Here is a 22678-nt window from a genome sequence, read left to right as displayed (position 1 = left end):
CATGAGTTTTGCCATTCCCGGCCTGGATAACGCCAACGAGTTTTACAGTCAGCACTACCTGGACGACATCCTGGAGCGCGACCTCAAGCCGCTGTTCGACAAATGGAAAGAGCAGGGCAATAACAGCCCGCTGGCCAAAGTACGCTCTGCTTCGGGTACCAATAGCTACTTCCGCGCCCGCGACCGCTTTCTGGCAGAAAAAAAACGCAGCGAACGCCAGGCTTTGTTTATCGACCTGGTACAGCCGCTACTGGAAGCCATCGGCTATGGCCTGTCGCCGCAAAACCTGCCGCTGGCAGAAGGCGAGCTGCCCGTACTGGCGGTGTACCGCGATGCCCGCCAGCAGCCCTTGCTGGTGATTGCCGCTGCCGTATCCGACCCCGCCGACGACGAAGCCGGCCCGCTGCAGCTGTGTCCGGGCCAGCCAGGCAAGCACGGTAGCGAAGACTGGGAAGAAATCATCAGCCGCCGGCTGTTTGCCGACGACCACCCACCGCGCTGGGTGCTGCTGGTACACCACGACGAATGGCTGCTGATCGAACGCAGCAAATGGAGCCGCAAGGCCCTGCTGCGCTTTAGCCTGCCCGAGCTGTTTGGCCCGCGCGACGAACGCGCGCTGCGCGCTTTTGCCGCCCTGGCCGGTGCCGCCTCGGTGCTGCCGGTAGAAGGCGGCGCCGCCTTGCTGGACACGCTGGACGACAGCTCGCACAAGCACGCGTTCGAGGTGTCTACCGACCTCAAATACGCGCTGCGCGAGTGTATCGAGCTCATCGGCAACGAAGCCATCCGCTACAAGCGCGAAGTGGCCAAAGAAAAGGTGTTCGACCGCAACGATACCGACCTGGCCGAGCAGCTTAGCCGCGAATGCCTGCGCTATATGTACCGCCTGCTGTTCCTGCTCTATATCGAAGCCCGGCCAGAGCTGGGCTACGCCCCCATCAATGCCCCGGCCTACCTCAAGGGCTATAGCGTAGAGCACCTGCGCGAGCTGGAACGCACCCCGCTCACCACGCCCGAGGCGCAAGACGGCTTTTATTTCCACGACAGCCTCAAGCAGCTGTTCGACCTGATCTGGCAAGGCTACCCGCGCCGCGATGCCCACGCCGGCCAGATCGAGCTGCAACACGATGCCGTGCTGGAAACCGGCTTTACCATCGCCCCGCTGCAAGGCCATTTGTTCGACCCGGCACAGACCAAGCTGCTGGGCAGCGTGCGCCTGCGCAACCGCGTACTGCAGCGCGTTGTCGAGCTGATGTCGCTGTCGCGCAGCGGCAAAGGCAACCGCCGTGGCCGCATCAGCTACGCCACGCTGGGCATTAACCAGCTGGGCGCGGTGTACGAGGCGCTGCTGTCCTTCCGTGGCTTCTTTGCCGAAGAAGAGCTGTACGAAGTCCGCCCCGACCCCAAAGGCAAGAAAGCTGCCAGTACCGACGGCGACGAAGACGCTGATGATAGCGACGACAGCGTGCTGGATACCCCCAGCGCCGCCGACAAGAAAAAAGACGCCGCGCTAGATCCGTTGGACGCCGCTTACTTTGTGCCGGCCAGCCAGATTCACCTCTACACCGACGCCGAGCGCCTGTTTGGCGGCGAGCCGCGTCGTTATGCCAAAGGTGAATTCATTTACCGCCTGGCCGGCCGCGCCCGCGAAAAATCCGCCAGCTACTACACGCCAGAAGTGCTCACCCAGTGCCTGGTAGAGCACGCGCTAAAAGAAATCCTGCCCGGCAAATCGGCCGATCAGATCCTGCAGCTCACCGTGTGCGAGCCGGCCATGGGCAGCGCCGCGTTCTTGAACGAAGCCGTTAACCAGCTGGCCGAAGCCTATCTGCAAGCCAAGCAGAAAGAGCTGGGGCAGAGCATTCCGCACGAGCAGTACGCCGAAGAAAAACAGCGCGTCAAAATGTACATTGCCGACAGCAATGTGTTTGGCGTGGACTTGAACCCGGTAGCGGTAGAGCTGGCCGAAGTCTCGTTGTGGCTCAACGCCATCTTCAAGGGTAGCCACGTGCCGTGGTTTGGCATGCAGCTGTACAGCGGCAACTCGCTGGTAGGCGCCCGCCGCGACGTGTTCAGCACCGCCCAGCTATCGCCGGGCAAGGGCGACGGCGGCCAGCCGGAACGCGACTGGCGCTGCGCCGTGCCGCGCGCGCTCAAGCTGGCCGATACCCCAGCCAGCACCGATATCTTCCACTTTTTGCTACCGGCAGATGGTATGGGCATGGTCAGCGACAAGGTGGTGAAGGCACTGGAGCCCGCCGCCTTCGAGCAGTTCAAGCTGTGGCGCAAAACCTTCTGCGCCCCGCTTAGCCGCGACGAGGTAGGCCGCGTGCAAAGGTTGGCCGCAGCGGTAGAGCAGCTGTGGCAGCAGCACGCTGCCGAGCTGGCCCGCGTGCGGGTGGCTACCAGCGACCAGCTGCACGTATGGCCAGACCCGGCGGCCAACCATGCGCCCACCAGCACCGCGCAGAAAGACGCCATCTTCCAGCGCGAAATGCTCAGCGAAGCGCAAAAGAACGCCAGCCCCTACCGCCGCCTGAAACTGGTGATGGATTTCTGGTGCGCACTGTGGTTCTGGCCGTTGAATCAAGCCAGCGAGCTGCCCAGCCGCGAGCACTGGTGGTTTGTGCTGGAAACCGTGCTGCTGGGCAACGCCAGCCTGACCAGCCAGCCGGCCACCGACTTGTTCCCCGACACCGTGGCGCAGCCGGGGCTGGACTTTACCCCGGAACGCGACCGTCACGGCCACGTCGACCTGGAGGCGCTGATGGCCGCGCTGCCGCAGCTGCAAGCAGCCCACGCCGTGGCCCTGCAACAGCGCTTCATGCACTGGGAGCTGGAGTTTGCCGATCTGTTCAAGGTGCGCAGTGGTTTTGACGTGATCTTGGGTAACCCACCGTGGATCAAGGTGGAATGGAACGAACAATCACTGCTGTCCGACTTCGACCCGCGCTTTGCTATCCGCAAGCTGTCCGCCAAGCAGACCGCCGACCAGCGCGAGGCAGTATTTGCCGCCCAGTTGGCCGCACGCAGTGACTATTTGGCGGAATGTGTGGCTTCCGAGGGCATGGGGCAGTTCCTGAATGCCGTGCAGAACTACCCCTTGCTAAAAGGTCAGCAGAGCAATCTGTACAAATGCTTTCTGCCGTTGGTGTGGCGAGTGGGGGCGGGGGTGCAGGCTTTGCTGCATCCGGAAGGGGTATACGATGACCCGAAGGGGGGACCATTGCGTGCAGAGCTATACTCTAGGGTTAGCAAGCACTTTCAGTTTGAGAATCAGATTTCTCTGTTCTCTGAAGTGCATCACAACACCAAATTCAGCATCAATGTATTCGGTCCGAAGAAGGTAGCGCCTAGCTTCCTGCACATGGCAAATGTCTTTGCGCCAGCAACGATCAACACAAGCCTCGGACATGCAGGCGGTGGTGCGATTCCCGGCATCAAGCGTGATGAAGGCGGCTGGAATACCGCCGGCCACGCCAGCCGGGTAATCGAGGTGGATGCCACTATGCTGAGCACCTTTGCCCTGCTCTACGACGAGCCGGGCACGCCCGCGCTGCAGGCGCGGCTGCCGGCGGTGCACAGCCGCGAGCTGGTGTCGGTATTGGAAAAATTCGCCAAGGTGCCACGCCGGCTGGGTGATTTGCAGGGCGACTATTTCACGCTGGAAATGTGGCATGAAACCGGCGCACAAAAAGACAGCACCATTCGCCGCGATACCGGTTTTGTTGATAGCCCCGCCGACTTTGTGTTGTCGGGCCCGCATTTCTTCGTTGGTAACCCATTGAACAAAACCCCGCGGGCAGTCTGCACGCTGAATAGTCATTACGACACGCTCGACCTCGAAGCCTTGCCCAACGACTATCTGCCGCGTAGCAACTATCAGCGTGAATGCGCTAGCGACGTCTACCTGGCACGTACCCCGCGTGTGAGCTGGGTAGAGGCGGGGGAAAAAGAGGCCAAGCCAGTTACGGCGTATTATCGGCACACTAACCGAGAGATGCTTAGTCAATCCGGAGAAAGAACTCTTATTGCGATATTGCTCCCGCCCGGAGCGGGACATGTTCACACCTGCATAAGTACAGCATTCAAGAGCTATAAAGGGTTGATCGATTTCCATGCGCTCACACTGAGTATTTCAATTGATTTTTTTATAAAATCAACAGGTGCAGGTCATGCAAATCATGCTTATTTAAGTCGACTTCCGGTTCGTGTTAGCAATGAAAAACTATGTATCCGGGCATTAAGTTTATCTGCACTCACCACTCACTACTCCAGTCTTTGGGCCGAATGCTGGGATAACGCTTTCTGCCAGGACACCTGGGCTAGCAACGATCCACGCTTGCCGCAGGACTTCTTCAGCAACTTGACTGCCAAATGGCAGCGTAACTGTGCGCTGCGCAGCGACTTCGCCCGCCGCCAGGCGCTGGTGGAAATCGACGTGTTGGCCGCACAGGCGTTGGGATTGACGCTGGACGAGCTGCTTACCATCTACCGCGTGCAGTTCCCGGTGATGCGCCAATATGAGCGCGATACCTGGTACGACGCCCGTGGCCGTATTGTCTTTACCGCCAGCAAAGGCCTGGTGGGCGTGGGCCTGCCGCGCAAGGCCGGCAAGAAAGACGCCCCTTGCAAGCTGACCTACCCCGACACCGGCAACGAAACCCGCCGCCTGGGCTGGGAAGACATCATGCCCAAGCGCGCCGACGACGGCACGCTGAAGCCGCAGGTACCAGATAAAACCATCATCGAACGCCCGGTTATCGACGACACCCAGCCCGGTGGCCCGATTGAACGCACCATCCAGTACGTCGCCCCCTTCACCCTGGCCGACCGCGAAGCCGACTACCGCGTGGCGTGGGCCCACTTCGCCAAGGAGCAAGCAAATGACTAACACCGCAGAACTGCTGGATGAGGATGATATCGAGCTGGTGCTACCCAATGTCACCGAGCGGTATGAATTGCTCGGGCAGGTGGGCGAGAAGAGTGGTTTTGGTGCTGTCTGGCTGGCGCGTGATTTTTGGCTGAACAGACGGAAAGTTGCCATCAAGGTAAGCGATGAAGACCTTAGCCAGGAGGTGTTGTTATGCCGCGATGTCGAGGGGCAGACTGTCAGGATTTTCGACTATTTCAAAGGGAAGGGCTCCTGGAATGCCTACGCCATGGAATGGCTGGAAAAACCCTGGCTTACCTTGTCTACCTGGGTCGACAAGCATAAATATCGCCAGCATGACCTGCAGCATTATTTCGATTGTTTCGAGATTATCCATGATGCCTTGCGAGGGCTAAAAGATATCCATGGCCGCCCGTACAGCCGGGAAGGGCGCTATGTGCATGCCGACATTAAACCGGCGAATCTGTTCTTCCTGTGTCAGCCCAAAAAGCGGCCGAATAGCGTGTTCAGGATGCCTGCGCACCAGGACATGGTGAAAATCATTGATATGGGGGTCAGTACCGAGCGTGGCGATCCGAAAAAGGGGACGACTCCCGAGTATGACTACAAAAGAACTGCCATATCACGGCCAGGCAATGACTTGTACGCCCTGGGTATTGTGTTTCTGGAGCTGCTGTCTGGCGACCGTCCATCCGATGACATCATGGCGCACAAGGCTCGTATCAAGTCGTTTGTCGCGACATATAGCTCTGGCAGCCAGTACGTGGATGATCTGGCAGTAGAGTTTGCCCGTCTGTGCGCCCGTGCGGCAACGCAACCAACAATCACGGCGCGCAGTCTGCAAGACTGGCTGGATGAGCAGCTATTCGAGTTGAACGAGGCCAGCTTGCTGCTGCTGCGAAGCATTCATCACCACCAGCGCGGTGCCCTGATGAAAGAGGAGCTAGCCAGTGCCGCCTTCCCCGACATGGCAAGCTATTTCGGCTGGCAGAACCAGACTGTTGGCCGCATCGCGTTTCTGAAAGAGATGATTGCCGATATGTACGAGCAAGGCCTGCTGGTTCGTGAAGACGGCAGTTATCGTTATTTCGTCCGCTGAATTTGTTATTCGCAAGAGGACGACGCATGTCTGCGATAGCTGATGGGTTGAGTCTGATTGCGTTGCAGTAATAAAGCGGCAGCTTGCTGGGTCAGTGATGTATATCGATTTAGCTTGGGCTGATTGTGGTCAGGTCGGGAAGTCGCGCTTGCCGTGGGCAGCTTTGAAACAGGGGAAAGTATGAGTGCTGAGGGAAAGTTGTTTGCGATTGCCAACGACGCAACGCTGAGTGCCGCGATTCGCGCTTGTCGGCAAAAACTCGTTTACATCGCACCGGGTGTTTCAGTACCGATTGTCGAGGCAATTGATGCATTGTTTGGCCGCGCAGACCCGCCGGCGGTCACCGTCATTATCGACACGGACCCAGAGGTTTGCCGCTTGGGCTATGGCACAGAACAGGGCCTCAAGCTTTTGCAGAAGATTGCCGCTGCGCGACAACTACCTCTGCGTTGTCAGCCGGGCGTGCGTCTTGGTGTGTTGATCAGTGACGAGCAAATGTGGGTGTATACCCCGACTCCGCTTTTGATTGAAGCGGGGGCGCAACGTAGTGATCAGCCTAACGCGATGTTGCTGGGCAACGCCCAGGCCTTGCAGGTGGTCGCAAAGGCTTGTGCCGCTGACGGCTACGACAACAAGGATGTGCCACTGCCTGATCAGGCCGAGATCGGCCGTTCCCCCGCCAGCCCGGCAGCCATTCAGCATGCGCTGAAAGAGCTGGAGCGCCAGCCACCCAAACCCTTTGACCTGGCGCGTATCGAGCGGGTGTATTCCAGCAAACTGCAGTATGTCGAGCTGGAAGTCACCGGTTACCGGCTGACGGCGCGACGTGTCCAGGTGCCAAATGACCTTTTGATCGGCAACGACAGAACGCTGGAAACGCGCTTGCGTAACAGCTTTGCGCTGCTGGAAGGAAAGGAAACGCTGGTGGTAGAAATACCGGATGCCGACCCGAAAACCAATGAAAAGCGCGAAGTGGCAGGCCAGCCTGTACTGGTTAAATACTCGGAGCAGCAGATCGAAGCCGAACGCAAGGCTTTGATGAAAGACTTCCTGACGCCGATTACCGGCTATGGGCAACTGATAAGCCGTGCGCGCCGCACTGCATTTGATGTCCGTGTGCAATGGTTCAAAGACCGGATTGATGCCTACAAGACAGCCGTTGATAAAAGGCTCCAAGAAGCAGTGAACAACTCGGTAAACGAGTTGGTGGAAGCGCTGCTCCCGACTGTTCGTCGTTCCCCGCCTGACCGGCTCTTGAAAAATTGCTTGTGGGATCGCCCAAGCGATGACGATCTGCGCACCGCGCTGAGGAATGAGCTGCACGCAGCGTTTAATACCGGCGAGCGGTTTTTCCAGCCGATGGTCAAGGTTGTCTTCAAGGATTTGACTTATGAAACGACTCAGGATGAGGCATTCCGTAAGCAAATCGAAAGTACGTTCAAGATCAAGGCGGATGATTTTTTCAATGAGTTTGATGCTGCGCCAGAACTGATGGATTGACGAAAATAAATGAATAATTTCTATATAAGTGAGTGGTTGCGTCTGACTTCAAGTGGCCCTGTCACTACATCAGGCAGTGATGATTTAGTGCATTTGCGCCAAGGCGATATGGACGGCGCTTGCGGCCCTTATTGTCTGTATATGGCATTAATCGCCATGGGTTTTATTGTCCGTAGCGATGCCACTGATCTTTCAAGACATGATGGCCGCACACGTGAAGGGCGCTTGCGTGATGCCATCAAGTTGTTTGGAACGCTTTCAAGCGATGGCACGACATGCCTGGAGCTTGAATGGTTGGCGGACCACTTCCGGACTCAAAAATTGCATGCCGAGGCGCTTTTTGAAGATAACAAAAAGGGTTTTGTAGATGCAGCGGTCAAGGCAATTGATGATGGCGGTTTGCCGATTATTGGTCTGCGCTGGCCGAAAACCCTTGGCGGCGGTGGTCATTGGGTTCTGGTTGTTGGTTATGAATGGTATGCCATCGATACAGGCAATGATGATGTCAAAATCCAGCCAACCCGTTTGCTATGCTTGGACCCGGGCTCGCCCACGCCTGGTATTCACGGCTGGAATGCCGTGCTTGATGTGTATGACGAAGAGGGCAAGGCAATTCATCAAGGTAGCTTGCCCTTGGAGCACTGGAGTGCAACGGGCGAGGTGACCAAGTGCCAGATTGATGGCGGGGTCGTTCTGTCTTGTCTCAATTGACTGCATTGGTTTGCGTCAATTGGTGACCATCAACGAACAACATGCCAGCTTTCTTTCTCTTTGAATAAGCCGGTGGTCTTACATTGCGGTATTGATTGCCCGGAGTTTCTTTAATGCAACCCCTCATCGTCGCCCAACAAGTTACCCAGGGTATTGCCGACTTTCTGCGCGCCGCCTTTCCTGCCAGCAGCCCCGGTTTCGCCGGGGTGGTAGAGCGCTTTCTGGCCAAGCGGGACAACGTGTTCAAAGGCCCGTACCTGAGCATTCCGCTGCCATTTCGCCAGCAGGCGGGCGAGGCACCGGCTTTTGCGTGGCTGCCGAACGGTTTTATTCCGCATGCCCACCAGGCCAAGGCCTTCCGCCGCCTGGCGGGGGACGACGCGCGCTCTACGCTGGTGGCTACCGGTACCGGCTCTGGCAAGACCGAGTGTTTTCTGTACCCGATTCTGGAACATTGCCGCCTGCAGCAGGCGGCAGGGCGGCGTGGTATCAAGGCCATCATCCTGTACCCGATGAACGCGCTGGCAGGAGACCAGGCCAACCGGGTAGCCAAGGAGATCCTGAAAGCTGGTGCACTGGCCGGGGTACGGGCGGGCTTGTACGTGGGGGAAACGCCGGAGGTAACGTCGCAGGTGGTGGCAAAACTGCCAGATGGCAGCGTAACGGTGATTACCGACCGTAACGAGCTGCGCAATAACCCTCCGGACATTTTGCTGACCAACTACAAGATGCTGGACTTCCTTTTGGTGCGCGCGGCCGATACCCCGCTGTGGGCGTACCAGCAGCCGGATACCTTGCGCTACCTGGTAGTGGACGAGCTGCATACCTTTGACGGGGCGCAGGGTACCGACCTGGCTTGCCTGGTGCGCCGCCTGAAAGGCCGGTTGGATACCCCGCCGGGGCAGCTGGTGTGTGTGGGCACTTCGGCGACGCTGGGCGACGATGGCGTGGCGGACTTGCTGCGTTTTGCCGGCGATATCTTTGGCGAGGCGATGGACGACGAGGCGGTGATTGCCGAAGACCGCGTGTCGGTAGGCGACTACCTAGCCGATGCTGTGATCGAATACATGCAAACCCCACAGCCGGCCAGCGTGGCGGCGCTGGACCCGGCACAGTATGGCGACATCGCCAGCTATATCGCGGCCCAGTATGCACTGTGGTTTGGCCAGGCGGTAAGCACAGCCGAGGTGGAGACCAAGCCATGGCGTAACGCGTTGGGTGTGGCCTTGAAGAGCCACTTTGCTTTTCAGAACCTGCTGCGTGATCTGGACCGGCTGGGCGGCAAGTCGGTATTGCTGGACGATCTGCTGGCCCTGCTGCCGCGCCGCTTGCCGGCGTGTGACGATGAACGTTACCCCTTGTTATGGCTGTCCAGCTTGTTGTCACTGATTGCTTACGCCCGCAAGCCGGGGCATCAGGACTTCTTTTTGCAAGTAAAGGTAGAAATCTGGCTGCGCGAGCTACGGCGCATGGTGGCGCCGCTGTCTTTACAGCCGGAGTTGATGTTCCATGACGATTTGGGCCCGGCTGAAAAAGAGCACGTTTATCTGCCGGTTATCCACTGCCGCGACTGCCACGCTACCGGCTGGGGCAGTACGGTGCACAAAACCAGCCCCAATCAGCTATCTCGCGATCTGCAGGGCTTTTATAGCGCGTTCTTTGCCGAAGACGTGTCGACGCGGTTTATCTTCCCGCCTAGCGAAAACCCGGACCTGCGCGTTTTTGAACGCAAGCAGGTGTGCCCGGCGTGTGGCACCTTGCACCAGGCTAGCCATACCAGCTGCAGCCATTGCCAGCATGAGGGGCTGCTGCCGGTAGAAATCACCGCCAACCTGCGCGAGAGCACCAAGAACGGCGCCAAGTACACCCGTTCGCACCACGATTGCCCTTATTGCGGCGGCCTGAAGACGCTGAGTATTGTGGGTTCGCAAGCAGCCAGCCTGGCGGCCGTGATGGTGGCGCAGATGTTCTCGTCGCGCTTTAACCCCGACAAAAAGCTGATTGCGTTTTCGGACTCGGTGCAGGACGCAGCACACCGCGCTGGTTTTCTGGCAGCACGTACCTGGCGCCTTAACTTGCGCCCGGCGCTGGCGCAGGTGATTGTGGCGGCAGCACAGACCGGCCACCCGCTTAGCCTGGCCGACTTGCCGCAGGCCTTTGAACAGCGCTGGCGTACCCAGCTGGGCGACGGTCACTACTTGGCCAACTTCCTGCCACCGGTACTGCACTGGTTGCGCGATTACGAAGCGCTGATGGCCGAAGGCGAGCTGCCTGCCGGTAGCGAGCTACCCAAGCTGATGTCACAAATCATGCCGTGGCTGATCAATGCCGAATTTGGCCAGGATGCACGTATCGGCCGCTCGCTGGTGGTCACCGGCACCGCCAGTGTTCAGCCTGACCCGGCAGCGCTGGATGGTGCGGTCAGCTGGCTGCTGCCGCGAGTGTCGCAAGAAATCGACCCGCTGGCAGCGGCAACTGCAGCCGAAGTGAAAGTGTTTCTGAGCGGCCTGATTGAAACCATGATCCGCGCCGGTGCCTGGCAAGATACCGGACTGGATTTTTACGCCAAAGTGGGTTCTACCCCTTGGCCCTACATGAAAACCCCGTTCCAATACAAGCTGCTGACCAGCCCGCGTTCGCCTCGCTTTTTGTCGCTGGTGGCGTACAAACAATCGCTGAATGTGGCTGGCGACAAGCTGTTCCGTGCTTGGGCATTCAAGGCCTTCCCGGTGTTGCATAGCATTGCCTTGGGCGTGGATGCGCTGATTGTGCCCTTGTACCGTTTGGCGTTCAGATCGCTGGTTGAGGCCAAGCTGGCAGTAGAACTGGACGCAGACATTGCTGACGATGTGAGCGTATGGGGCCTGCAGCCGCAAGCCTTCAAAGTGCTGCCGGGGGTGAGCCACTGGCAGTGCACGACGTGTCACAGCGAAGTGTTTGCCGCGCACGACGATGTGCTGGCTGGCCAGCCTTGCCGCAGGCTGGATTGCCGTGGCGAGTTGGCCGCAGCGGCACCGCTGGGCGATTATTATCGCAAGCTGTATTTGAATGCGGATATTCAGCGCGTGGTGGCGCACGAGCATACCGGTTTGCTGCCTCGCGAAACCCGCGAGCGGGTAGAGCGTAACTTCAAATCGGACAGTGCCCAGCCTGGCGCCATCAATGTGCTGTCTGCTACGCCAACACTGGAGATGGGTATCGATATCGGCGATTTGTCGTGCACGTTGTTGTGCTCGGTGCCACCGCAGCAGGCTAACTACATTCAGCGCGCAGGCCGGGCAGGGCGGAGCACCGGTAATGCCTTGCTGATGACCATGGCCACGAGCAAGCCGCATGATTTGTATTTCTGGCAAGACCCCAAAGCCATGATTGCCGGCAGTGTGCAGGCGCCTGGCGTGTTTCTGAATGCGTCGGCGGTGCTGGAGCGCCAGCTGACCGCCTTTACGCTGGACTGCTGGGTGCGGGAAACCGGCCAGACCGCGCAGATCCCTGGCGAAGTGCGCGCCGTGTTTGCGGCGATTGAAAAGCAGAACCTGAGCCGTTTTCCTTACCCCTGGCTGAGTTACATCGATCAAAACCGTGAAAGCCTGCTAAGCCGCTTTGTTGCGCTGTTCAATACCGGGGCCTTCACGCCGCTGACACCTGAAACCGTGCAGTGGCTCAGTACCTTCATTGATGGTGGTATCGGAGAAGAAGGCTCCTTGCCCTGGAAACTGGTCCACCGTCTGAGTGGGATTGCCAAGGACGTTGCCGAAATCAAGCGCCAGCGCGACCGCGCCTTGAAAGAGGCCGAGAAGCTGCAAGCGCTGGAAGTGCTGGGGGCGGAGCAGCAGGAAGAGCTGGACCGGCTAAAGCAAGAGCGTATTGCGCTGGCAAGACTGGTGGGCGCCATTGAGGGCAAGGCCACGCTGAATGTGCTGACGGATGAGGGCTTGTTACCAAACTATGCCTTCCCTGAGCAGGGCGTATTGCTGCGCTCCATCATCGTGCGCGACGCCAAACCGGGTGCCGAGCGCCCGGATCCGCTGACCTTTGAGTACGAGCGCCCAGGGGCTGCCGCCATTACCGAGCTGGCCCCCAATAACACATTTTATGCCGAAGGCCGCCGGGTGATGGTGAACCAGGTGGATGTATCCAAGATCAAGCCCGAAGCATGGCGCTTCTGCCGCCAGTGTGCCTACGCCGAGCCGCTGTCGTCCGGCGATCATCATCAGCATTGCCCGCGTTGTGGCGATACTTTGTGGCGCGACAGCGGCCGGGTGCATGAGATGCTGCGGCTGACAACGGTGTTCGCCCGTACGCTGGACCGGGACAGTCGCATTGCTGACGACAGTGACGAGCGCCAGCGCGGGTTTTATGTGCGCCAGGCCTTGGTGGACTCTGCCCCCGAGGCGGTACGACAGGCCTTTGCCGTAGACCAGCCGACGTTTCCGTTTGGTTTCGAGTTTCTCGACAAGGTGACATTCCGCGAAGTGAACTTTGGCGAACAGACGCCAGAGCCAAACCCCATGGTGGTGGCTGGCGAAGAGCTAAACCGACCGGGTTTCACCATTTGTCCGGAGTGCGGCACGATCCAGCGCCGGCGCAAGGAGGACAAGCAATATCTTAACCATGCCGCTTGGTGCAGCCGGCGCAAGGATGCCGAGGCCAATACCCAGCAGTGCGTATTCCTGTACCGGGAATTTACCAGTGAGGGTATTCGTATCTTTCTGCCCGAGGTGGGCTTTACCGATACCAAAGGCGCGTTGTTGAGCTTTGTCGCCGCGCTGGAGTTGGGGCTGACCAAGCGCTTTCGCGGGGCGGTGGCCCACTTGCGCATTGCACTGGATGTGCGCATGGCGGCGGGTTCTGACCAGCCCAGGGCGTATCTGGTGATTTACGACAGCGTGCCAGGTGGAACCGGGTATCTGAAAGAGCTGATGCGCGACCCGGAGCCCTTGTTTGAGGTGATGTCGCTGGCCTTGCAGTCGCTGGATGCTTGCCCTTGCAACCAGGACGACGAGGCAGATGGTTGCCATCGTTGTGTCTACCGCTATCACAACAGTAGCGACCGCCGTGCTATTTCACGCCGGGCAGCACAAAAGCTGCTAGGCCAGGCGCTGCAGCATAAGGCTGCACTGAAACCGGTAGGCAATTTGTCCAATGTGCAAACGAACAATGCACTACTGGATAGCGTGCTGGAGCAGCGCTTTATCGAGGCGCTACGGCGTTCGCACGGTGGTACCAAGTTCGAACTGTCCGAGTTGCTGTTCCGTGGCAAGCCGGGCTATCTGGTGAAAGCCGCTGGCCGCCGCTGGCGTCTTGAACTGCAGGTCAATCTGGGGCCGCAAGACGGGGTAGTGCTGCCCAGTAAGCCCGACTTTGTGTTCTGGCCGGACGATGCCAGTGGTGACAAACCCATTGCCGTGTTTCTGGATGGCTGGCAGTACCACAAGGACATCATTACGCAAGATCTGGCAAAGCGCATGGCAATTGCCAAAAGTGGCAAGTTCTCGGTGTGGACTCTGACCTGGGATGACCTGGAGGAGGCACTGCAAGGCAAGTTGCCCGCTACTCCCTCACCCTGGCCAGCTTTGGTTCATGAGCAGGCCACCGCAGCACTGGTCAAATTGTTTGCTGCGCAGGGCATCGAGCACCTGTCCAGCTTCAAGGCTATGCCGGTCTTTCAACAACTTCATTACCGTTTGAGCGCGTGCGACCATCAAGCTATGCGCAAGCACGCCTGCGTGCTGGGTATCGGCCTGATGAGACCAGAAGCGGATGCCACACAGTTGGCCGCCATGAAATTGGGTAGCTGGTGGCGCCGCCTGGTTGATCTGGCATTGTTGCCTGATACACCGCAGCACAAGTGGGGTATGCGCGTGCTTGGGGGCAGTTGTGACATGGCTATCGGTCTGGATGCGCCGAGTTTGGGGCACATACTGCAAGGCGGGTCACAGGCCATACACGAACCTGTGATTGTGTTGCAGTGGAAAGATCAGACCGGTTCGGAAGTGGAGCGTTTGCAGCTGTGGCAACAACTATGGCAGTGCCTGAATCTGCTACTGCCTTTAAGGCATATGTGGGTAGGCAATGATGCCATGGCTGGCCTGGACAGCATGCACGATTGCCCCGCATTGCAAACCAGAGAGGCAGGATTGCCCGCTGAGTGGGAGAGTGTTGCCGAAGTATGCGATGCCATGCTTCAGCCATTCTTGGCGGCAATGGCTGTACACTTGCCGCTACCGGAAGATGGTTTTGCTTTGCTCAGTGATAAAGGACGAGTGCTGGCAGAGGCCGAGCTGGCTTGGCCGCAGCACAAGATAGCCTTGCTGTTACCTGACAACGATGACCACGCCCTCATCTTTAAACAGCATGAGTGGCATGTATGTGTGCTGAGCGACGATTTTGATGTCGAGCAGCTGATTGGATTGATGACGGAGCTGGATAAATGAGCCTGACCCCAAAAATTGCCATCTCGGATGATTTTCTGAAGTCGTTTGCGGCCGTGCCGCGCTCTCACCAATCAGCCGTGCTTAATTTTGTTGCAAAATTCAGGCAGAACCCGTTGGCGACCGGGATCAACTACGAGCGCATTAATGACGCAGCCGACCCCAACATGCGGTCAGTGCGAGTGAACGACAGTATGCGAGGCATTGTGCTAAAGCCTGATGTAGGCAATGTGTACTGCCTGCTGTGGGTGGACCAGCACGATGATGCTTATCAATGGGCACGTCGCCACAAGGTCGCCATCCACCCAGACGTAGGCAGCATTCAGATTTTTGCGGTGGAAGAGGGGGAAGCGGCCAACCATGTAGAGGTAGTTGTGGATCAGCCTGCAAGCTTGTTTGCTGGCCTGAAAGATCGCGAGATTCGCCGCCTGGGTGTGCCGGATGAAATGTTATCGCAGGTGCGCACGGTAGCGAGTGAAGCAGCGCTGGATGACTTGCAATCCTGCTTGCCTGATGAGGCGTACGAAGCCTTGTTTATGTATGCGGCCGGTTACTCGCTGGAGCAGGTTCTTTTGGAGATGGCGGCTCAGCAAGAGCCTGTTGACCCGAATGACTTTAGCGCGGCCTTGGATCGCGATGCGTCGCGCCGACATTTCGTGGTACTGACCGATGATAGTGATCTGGAAGCATTGCTGGGTGCGCCACTGGAGCGGTGGCGGGTGTTCTTGCACCCCAGCCAGCGCAAGCTGGTTGAGCGCGACTGGAATGGCCCGGTAAAAGTCACGGGCGGCGCGGGGACAGGTAAAACGGTTGTAGCGATGCATCGTGCGGCAAGGCTGGCAAAACAGTATGCCGATATTCCAGGGCGGCCAGTTGTATTCACCACTTTCACCAAAACACTGGCTGAAGATATCCGGCAGCATCTTGCCTTGCTTTGTAGCCCGCAGGAGCTGGAAAAAATCCAGGTAGTGAACCTGGATCAGTGGGCTACCGGCTTGCTTCGACGCTTTGGTTACAAGAGCAGCCTGCTTTACAGCGAATTGGAGCGACGCCAGTACTGGAGGGCGGCGATGTCGGCATTGCCTGCTGGTGTGGATTTGTCGCCGACATTTTTACGCGCCGAGTTTGAGCGTGTGGTGTTACCGCAAGGTTGTGAGACAGCAGAAGACTATATGCGTGCCAGTCGTATCGGGCGTGGTGGCCAGTTGAGCCGGCAATTGCGCAAGTCAATTTGGCCCGTGTTTGCCGAGTATCGTGCCCAGTTGCAGGCTGCCCACTACAAAGAGCCTGAGGAAGCCTTCCGCGAAGCGGCACAGTTGCTGGCAGGCTCGGCTGAATCGCTCGGCATCCGAGCCATGGTAGTCGACGAAGCTCAAGACATCAGTAGTGCTGCCTTTGAGCTGATCCGCACTGCGGTACCCCTGGCTGAGAATGACCTATTCATCGTCGGTGATGCACACCAACGCATTTATCGGCACAAGGTTATATTGAGCCGTACCGGCATTGAGGTGAGGGGTCGTAGCAAGAGTTTGAAAGTGAACTACAGGACAACAGATGAAGTTCGCCGCTGGGCATGTGCTCAGCTGGATGGCTGTGAAATTGACGATCTGGATGGCAATAGCGACTCATTAAGTGGTTACAAGTCGCTTACTCATGGAGAGGTGCCAGATATCCTGCACAGTGCGTCATCCCAAGATGATGTCGCACATGTAGTCAATATTCTTCGGGGCCTAGAAGTTGGAGGCATGGAGGCTAGACAGGTTTGTGTTACGGCTCGTACCAACGAGGATCTAGATGCTATTGCTGCGGCACTCAAGCAAGCAAGTGTACCTTTTTTGAAGTTGGACTCCTCAACGACCGATGATGCTTCGACGCCTGGTGTTAGGTTATTGACCATGCACAGAGTGAAGGGCTTGGAGTTCAATGTGGTCATTATCGCTGCATACAAGGGAGCTGCTGCATATGCTGAATCTTACAATCGCGATGAAGATGCAGGCGTGACAGAGGAAGCAGAAGTAGCAGAACGCTGCCTTCTACATGTTGCTGCCACACGTGCCAAACAACACTTGTTTGTGCTTTCTAGAGCGGTGTAGGCGTGCCAGCCATGACGGCTGCTTCAAGCCGTCGTCATGGCAGTTCTTTGGGCGCCAGCAGCGGTAGTAATCAGTAGCCCATCGGTCTCATCGAACCATGTTTCTATCTGTTCAATCTGCTGTGGGAGCATTGTCGTTTCCTCAAAACGGGGTGATAAAGTCTGACCAAGTGCGGCGTTTGTCAATGTACTTGTAGCTTATTAGCACTGTACATCCAGTGTTTCTGGCTAGCAGCCTGTGCACCCACGCATGAGTCAGTCTCTGAATATCCGACAAGATCAATGATTGCGGTAAAAACACGCCATGCTGGTGTGGCCTGAATCGGCTTGACCAGCAAAAGTGATGTAACGTTAAGTCACGGTCTTTGCCCTCATGGCGCGAGTACTACCGGCCTGATATCCACCGCGGTGCCGGATTGCCGGCCTCGACCAGCTGCTGAATCAGGGTGTACATGCGATCTCGCTGCTTTTCTGCTTCTGGCACGCGCTGCAAGGTCAGGTGTGCATTGCTGTATTGGCCAAGCTGGCGCTGCACTTCGGCGAGCGTCAGCGGGTCGGCTGCGGAGTCGGCTGTCAGCAGCGCGCATAATCGCTGCATATTCTCTACTTGCCGCTGCGATGGTGTGAAGGCTGGCATGGGTATGGGCTTGGCGGCGGTATGCGGATAAACCGGTGCCGGTTTGCCTCTGAGCTTTTGCCACCAGTTGCGCTTGTCAGGGTTGGCTAGGTGCCAGTCAAACTTGTCCCGCTGGGCAATGAGCTGCATTTCTTCGCGCAGTGCGTAAAACGCGCCACGATAGCCGTGATTCAGGCTTTGCCAGTAGGCCTGCCTAGCGTGACTCTCCAGAGAGGTACCGCTGACGCGTTCAATGCAGTGCGGCAATTGATGTTCCGTGACAGAACCCATGCGAGGTAAATCGCTGTCCTCGCACCAGTAGACAAGCTGCATGCGCTCATAGCAGAAATGGTATTCGCCACAGCCGCACTGCCATAGCCCGTGCCAATTGGGCATCAGTGAGTTTTCGCGCCAGCCGTCAGTCCAGTACTCATCGCATGAGAAGTTCATGGAAAGAAAATTAACCGTCGCATACTGCCTGCCACAGCATTCAGCCTCATAGGCATTGCTGCCGTGAATTCTCGTCATGGCCTATCCATTGCCGGTAAATGCTGCACTGTATTATCGAGTCTGATGGCATATCCAGCGTGCGGAATCAGCAGGCAGGCATCGCCAGATGCAATTGGTCTGGCGCCAGGGCATGTAAGGTGTTTTCACGGTGATTGGCGGCCTGCGTACTGGGCAGAGATACCTTTTCGTCGGCAAGACGAAGCGTCTTGCCATCTCGGCGCCGTAATAGGCAAGCAGACCGGACGGGCTGGTCATTTATCCAGACAGTCAAGGTGCGTGTCAGCATCACAGTATCCGTTTGCGGCGGCGGCCCATGGTCTGCTCAACCTCCTGTTCCAGAAAATCCGGCATCTGCAGCGCCACCTTAATGCCAAGGTTTTCCAGCACCTGAAACAGTTTTCCTGTGGTGGTCTAACAAATATGGACATCCTTTGATAACGCACTTTGCGGGTGTGACCATCATCGGTATGCCCGGCAAAAACGAGGTAACGTTAAGTCACGGTCTTTGCCGTCATGGTATACGTGCCAGCTCGCTGGCCTTCCGGCACGCGCTGCATGGACATCCCCTTAATGCGCAGCCGGTGATTCCGCCCGATATCCCCGGCACCACGTCAATCTATATCACGGTATCTCACGGTAAATCTGCTGGCACACCCGCTGTAAAACCGCATTGCCCGATGAAATGCCACTGCCGGTAAAGGCTGTTGCCGGGCAGGTTGGATATCCGCCATGGTGTGAACTGCAAGCTGCAGCGGCCCAGGGTTTTGCTGGCAGTCGGCGGGCGACGGATGCCGATTTGTGCCATGGCGCTGGTGTGGGCATCGGTCACGGTTTGTTCTCCTTGCCAGTGGCGGCAGTGCTGGCAGCGGTTTTCTTGGGTGGCGAGCCGTTCGGCTTCGGCCAGCGGCAGGCCACCATCGTGGTGCATGATGGCGATGCGTTCCGCGATGGCTTCTTGCCGGCTGTGCCAGTGGTCCAGATAGGCTTGCCAGCTTGTGGTCAACGTCGCGGCGTCAAACTCGCCGCTGGCCAGCTGCCGCCGGATGATGGCGAGGTGTTCGTCCTTTTCTCCGGGTGGCCAGTCTCCCAGGCGGGCCGCTTCATTGACCAGTGCAAGCAGGCTGGCCGGGATGGCCGTGTGGCTTGCGGTGACGGGAAGTGCGGGAACCACGGGAATAGTGCCTTCCGCACCTTGTGCGACAAGGCGGGGGGCGCTGTCCGGTGTTTCCCGTTGGCGGTAATGGCTCATGGGAACAGCGGGAACGGCGAGGCGGGCCAGATTCAGTTGCATGTGTCGTCCTCCCAGATCAGCGGGGTCAGCAGGTAGATGTTTGATGGCTTGCTGCCCATGCCCGGCAGCTTGGCTTTGTAGGTATTGCGGTCGCTGGCCTGGGTCTTGAGCCAGCCACGATGAGCGAGTGCCTTGGCGAGGCTGGCCGCATTGAAGCCTTTGCATAGCTCCTGGCGAAAGGCAGTCGGCAGTACGTAAAACCACAGGCCGTCGCTTTCGAGGCGGCGAAAGCCGGCACGGTTGATGGTGCGGGCGGCGGCGGCCGGGTCGGCATCCCACGGGGTGAAGCGGCTTTCGCCATGCGCTTCCAGAAAGGCGCGCACGGCGGCCAGGCCTTCGCGTGTTTCGGCATCGCCCGTACCACCACGGCTGGCCAGCCATTCACGAAACAGCCGTTCTGCCGCGAGCATGGCTTCGCCTTGTGGCCAGCCGGTCAGCCCCCAGGCGCTGGCCAGCTCACCCGCCAGCGCCACGAGGGCAAAACGGTTGGCCGCACGTATCACCTGGCCGGATGCGCCGGCGGGTACGTCTTCCGCCAGAAAGCTGTCGCGTGCCTGCCGGATCAGCTCGGGGAGGGCGGCACGTTCCTTGACGAGCTGCCGCACAAAGGTGCGGCCAACGTGGCCATGCTGCTGTTGGCAGGCGTGTTTGATGGTTTGTGACAGCGCCGCACCACTGTCCAGATGGTGCAGGGTGTCGAACAGGCCCAGGCCGTGGCCGGCATCGGCGGCGATGTCGATCAGGCGGATTTCCTGCCCAGCGCGGCTTTGCTTGCCTGCTTCCCGCATGTGCTGGGCCAGGCTGATTTCGCCGGCTGATAACAGCAATACCCGCCAGCGTGCCGGTGTACGCATGCTGCCGTTGCGACTGGCGCGTGCCTTGCCCTGACCATTGGCAATCAGATAGGCCGATTCGCCGGCTTCACGCGGGTCAACCTGGGCCAGTTCGTCCAGAATCACTAGCAGGTCATTGCGGCTGGCGCACAAGCTTTCCAGCCCGTTGCTGGTGGCCCGCCATTTGAAACCGTAATCCGCCGGGCTGCCCCACACCGAAGCGGCCGCTTCCAGTGCCGTGGATTTGCCGGCGCTGGAGCTGCCGATCAGGTGAAAGCCGCCGGATTCGCCCGCCAGCTCGGCCAGCGGTGCGGCAAAGGCCAGTGATAACGCAAACACCAGCCGGCTATTGCCTGCGGCCAACATGCCGATTTGCTCTCGCCAACCCGCGACACTGCCAGCCTGTACCATGCCCAGCGATTCGTCACGTTCGCTTTGCAGAAACACGTCTTCGTCTTGTCGCTGGCCGATGACTTCATCGTGCAGCACGAAGGCCGCGCCATGCCAGCCGGTGCGCTGGGTGCTGCGCACCAGTCTGGGCGGGTTGCTGCGTACCAGATAGGCATTCAGCAGCTCGCGGGCCTTGCGGCTCGGGTCGATATCCAGCCCGCCACGCGCCAGTTCTTTCGCCAGCTCGCTGCCATCGCCACAGGTCAACTCGGCCGGCATGGCCCAGCGATGGGTGCGGCCTTCGGCATCCTGCCAGCTCAGCAAGCGCCCCCAGTTGCTGCCGCGTTCGTCACGGCTCTTGGCCTCCACCAGCAAGGGCGAGCAGATCCAACGCGGCGGTTTGTCGCCATCTGCGTCCAGTGAATACACGCCGGGGCGATCTGCGCGTAGCAGCAGGGCGTAGCCTGCCGGCATGGGCAGGCGGTTCCCGCTTGTCCCGTTTGCCTTGTCGCCGTTCGGGAAGTTGGCTTCAGGCGCTAAAGCCTGTCCGGGGGCGGCCGACGGGTCGGTATGCCCGTGTTTCCCGTCGTTCCCGTCGTCCGGGCAAGACAATGATGTTTGTACGGCATTGGCCACGGCAGCCAGCCCCGCCAGTTGGTGCAGGTCGTTAAAGTCGGATGGTGCTTTACCGTGGGCGTGTTGTGCCAGCTGTTCCGGCGTGAAAACCGGCAACACGGCGCGGCCACGTGGGTGCAACGCCTTTGCCGCCTTGCTGGCAGCCTTCTGGCCGGTTTGGCTGGCATCGACATCACCACACACCAGCACCGGCACATCAAGCGGCAGCGTCGCAGCCAACTTTTGGGCAATCACCGCCAGATTGTGGGCGGTGAACGCCACCACCACCGGCCAGCCTGTCGCCTGGTGCAGACTGCAACCCGTGGCCCAGCCTTCACACAACAGCACGGTATCCGCGCCTGTGAGTTTGCCCAACACCAGCGAGGCGCCCTTGACCTGTCCGCCGGTCTGGAAGGTCTTGCGGCCATCCTTGCCGATGTATTGCGCGGTCACGATGTCGCCATCCACCCGCGCCGGAATCACCAGCATGTCGCGCAATTGCTTTGCGCCATAAGAGGTCATGCCCTTGGCGACAAGGTAAGGGTGATCAGCCTGCACCGTGCCGGCATGCGCCCACAGCCTGGCTGCCTTGACCTTGGCGGCTTCGCGCTGTTGCTGTGCCAGTGCTTCCGCCTCTGCCAGTGCGGCCAACCTTTCGGCATCGATGGCGGCGCGTTCTGCCGGACTGGGCGGGGTGTACGGGGTGTCAGGCCGGTAGCCGTGCTGGATGGCGTCATGAAACAGGCTGGCAATCGTGACGCGCCCCGCTGGCTTGATGCTCCTCCATACCGCTTTGGTAGCTTTGGCCTGATAGTTGGCCGCGCCTTGGCTCCAGTCATCCCACAGGGTAAAACCGGCTTCGCCCAGTTCGGACTTGATGGCCATGCCGATCAGCACCCACTTGTCGCGGTCGTGGGCGTCCAGATGTGCCAGTGCGGCGCGGATGCTGTCGGCCGGGTTACGAAAGGGTGCGTTCATGCAAAACCACCTTGCGGTAACTTACGGTGACTGACGCTTTACCTGCCTCTTGGCAATCAGCAGACAAGCCGGTGGCCTTGCCCGCTGGCAGGGCAATCGCATTCGTTTTCATGCGGGCTTACTCCTCGATGTCCAGCTGCAGCGTCTTGCAGTGCTGAATCAGTGCTTGTCTGGCGCGATCAAGTGCCGATGCGGCCAGCAAATCCAGCTCGTCAGCAGTACGCCTGACAAAGGCTTTCACCTGACCGTCTTCGGTAACGGCAACGATGATCAGCGTGGGGCAGCGACCTTCGAGTTCTTCGGCCATGATGTCGGCAATCGGATTGGTGGCAATGCTCTTGCGGATGGCGTCTTTCATGCTTTCACCCCCAGAGTTTTCTGGCTATGGGCAGTGTGGTAGGCAGGAGCGTGCTGATCTTGCGCATCGATCCATTGCTGGATGTCTTCAGCTTTCCAGGCGGTGATGCGTGCGGACAATTTGACGGGGGCAGGGAAGGTGCCAGCGCGGACGCGCCGCCACAAGGTTGAGGCCGAAAACGGCAGAATACCTGGGGTGCCGTTCTTGTCATCGCCAACCAGCAAAGGCTGGCGTGTAATGACCCACTAAAAACCTGCACAGGTCATAATTCACACAGGAGCACGTGATGAGCATGACCATGGAAGACGATATCAAACGCTGGACCGCCAAGCGCAAAGCCGCGCTGGTGATGGAGATCAT

General features: G+C 58.8%; 12 protein-coding genes. 6 read left to right on the top strand and 6 right to left on the bottom strand.

Annotated elements, in window-relative coordinates; genetic code table 11:
- The first annotated feature begins 1 nt into the window (after window position 1).
- The 6 genes from ACZ9W6_RS13410 (at window position 2) to ACZ9W6_RS13385 (ending at window position 16728) form a co-directional block, all read left to right on the top strand.
- Entirely contained in the window at window positions 2-4894 is a 4893-nt protein-coding gene (locus ACZ9W6_RS13410) for an Eco57I restriction-modification methylase domain-containing protein (protein WP_465191667.1), read from the top strand.
- Window positions 4887-5993, top strand: a complete 1107-nt coding sequence (locus ACZ9W6_RS13405) for a serine/threonine protein kinase (protein ID WP_465191666.1) — start codon at window positions 4887-4889, stop codon at window positions 5991-5993. Before ACZ9W6_RS13410 ends, ACZ9W6_RS13405 begins: the two co-directional genes overlap by 8 nt.
- Window positions 5994-6146: 153 nt before the next feature.
- Window positions 6147-7493, top strand: coding sequence for a hypothetical protein (locus tag ACZ9W6_RS13400; RefSeq protein WP_465191665.1), 1347 nt, complete (start codon window positions 6147-6149; stop codon window positions 7491-7493).
- A 9-nt stretch (window positions 7494-7502) separates the two neighbouring features.
- A complete protein-coding gene (locus ACZ9W6_RS13395; protein WP_465191664.1) occupies window positions 7503-8204 on the top strand; it encodes a hypothetical protein in 702 nt (233 codons plus the stop codon).
- A gap of 113 nt (window positions 8205-8317) precedes the next feature.
- Complete coding sequence (locus ACZ9W6_RS13390; protein WP_465191663.1) at window positions 8318-14638, top strand: DEAD/DEAH box helicase; 6321 nt, start codon at window positions 8318-8320, stop codon at window positions 14636-14638.
- Complete coding sequence (locus ACZ9W6_RS13385) at window positions 14635-16728, top strand: UvrD-helicase domain-containing protein (protein WP_465191662.1); 2094 nt, start codon at window positions 14635-14637, stop codon at window positions 16726-16728. Before ACZ9W6_RS13390 ends, ACZ9W6_RS13385 begins: the two co-directional genes overlap by 4 nt.
- A 384-nt stretch (window positions 16729-17112) precedes the next feature.
- Here the strand turns inward: ACZ9W6_RS13385 and ACZ9W6_RS13380 are convergent, their stop codons facing one another.
- The 6 genes from ACZ9W6_RS13380 to ACZ9W6_RS13355 all read right to left on the bottom strand — a co-directional run bounded on the left by ACZ9W6_RS13380 (window position 17113) and on the right by ACZ9W6_RS13355 (window position 22542).
- Entirely contained in the window at window positions 17113-17871 is a 759-nt protein-coding gene (locus tag ACZ9W6_RS13380; RefSeq protein WP_465191661.1) for a hypothetical protein, read from the bottom strand.
- A gap of 613 nt (window positions 17872-18484) precedes the next feature.
- Window positions 18485-19144, bottom strand: coding sequence for a hypothetical protein (locus ACZ9W6_RS13375; protein WP_465191660.1), 660 nt, complete (start codon window positions 19142-19144; stop codon window positions 18485-18487).
- Window positions 19135-21960: a DUF927 domain-containing protein gene (locus ACZ9W6_RS13370; RefSeq protein WP_465191659.1), complete on the bottom strand. Its 2826-nt coding sequence runs from the start codon at window positions 21958-21960 to the stop codon at window positions 19135-19137. The genes ACZ9W6_RS13375 and ACZ9W6_RS13370 overlap by 10 nt, the downstream gene beginning before the upstream one ends.
- A complete protein-coding gene (locus ACZ9W6_RS13365; protein WP_465191658.1) occupies window positions 21941-22072 on the bottom strand; it encodes a hypothetical protein in 132 nt (43 codons plus the stop codon). The genes ACZ9W6_RS13370 and ACZ9W6_RS13365 overlap by 20 nt, the downstream gene beginning before the upstream one ends.
- A gap of 6 nt (window positions 22073-22078) precedes the next feature.
- A complete protein-coding gene (locus ACZ9W6_RS13360) occupies window positions 22079-22318 on the bottom strand; it encodes a hypothetical protein (protein ID WP_465191657.1) in 240 nt (79 codons plus the stop codon).
- Window positions 22315-22542: a helix-turn-helix transcriptional regulator gene (locus tag ACZ9W6_RS13355; protein ID WP_465191656.1), complete on the bottom strand. Its 228-nt coding sequence runs from the start codon at window positions 22540-22542 to the stop codon at window positions 22315-22317. Before ACZ9W6_RS13355 ends, ACZ9W6_RS13360 begins: the two co-directional genes overlap by 4 nt.
- Window positions 22543-22678 lie beyond the last annotated feature (136 nt).

The sequence above is a fragment of the Vogesella lacus genome (assembly GCF_979366295.1).
Note: the sequence above shows the minus strand (reverse complement) of the source record. Positions and strands in the feature narration are given on the sequence as shown.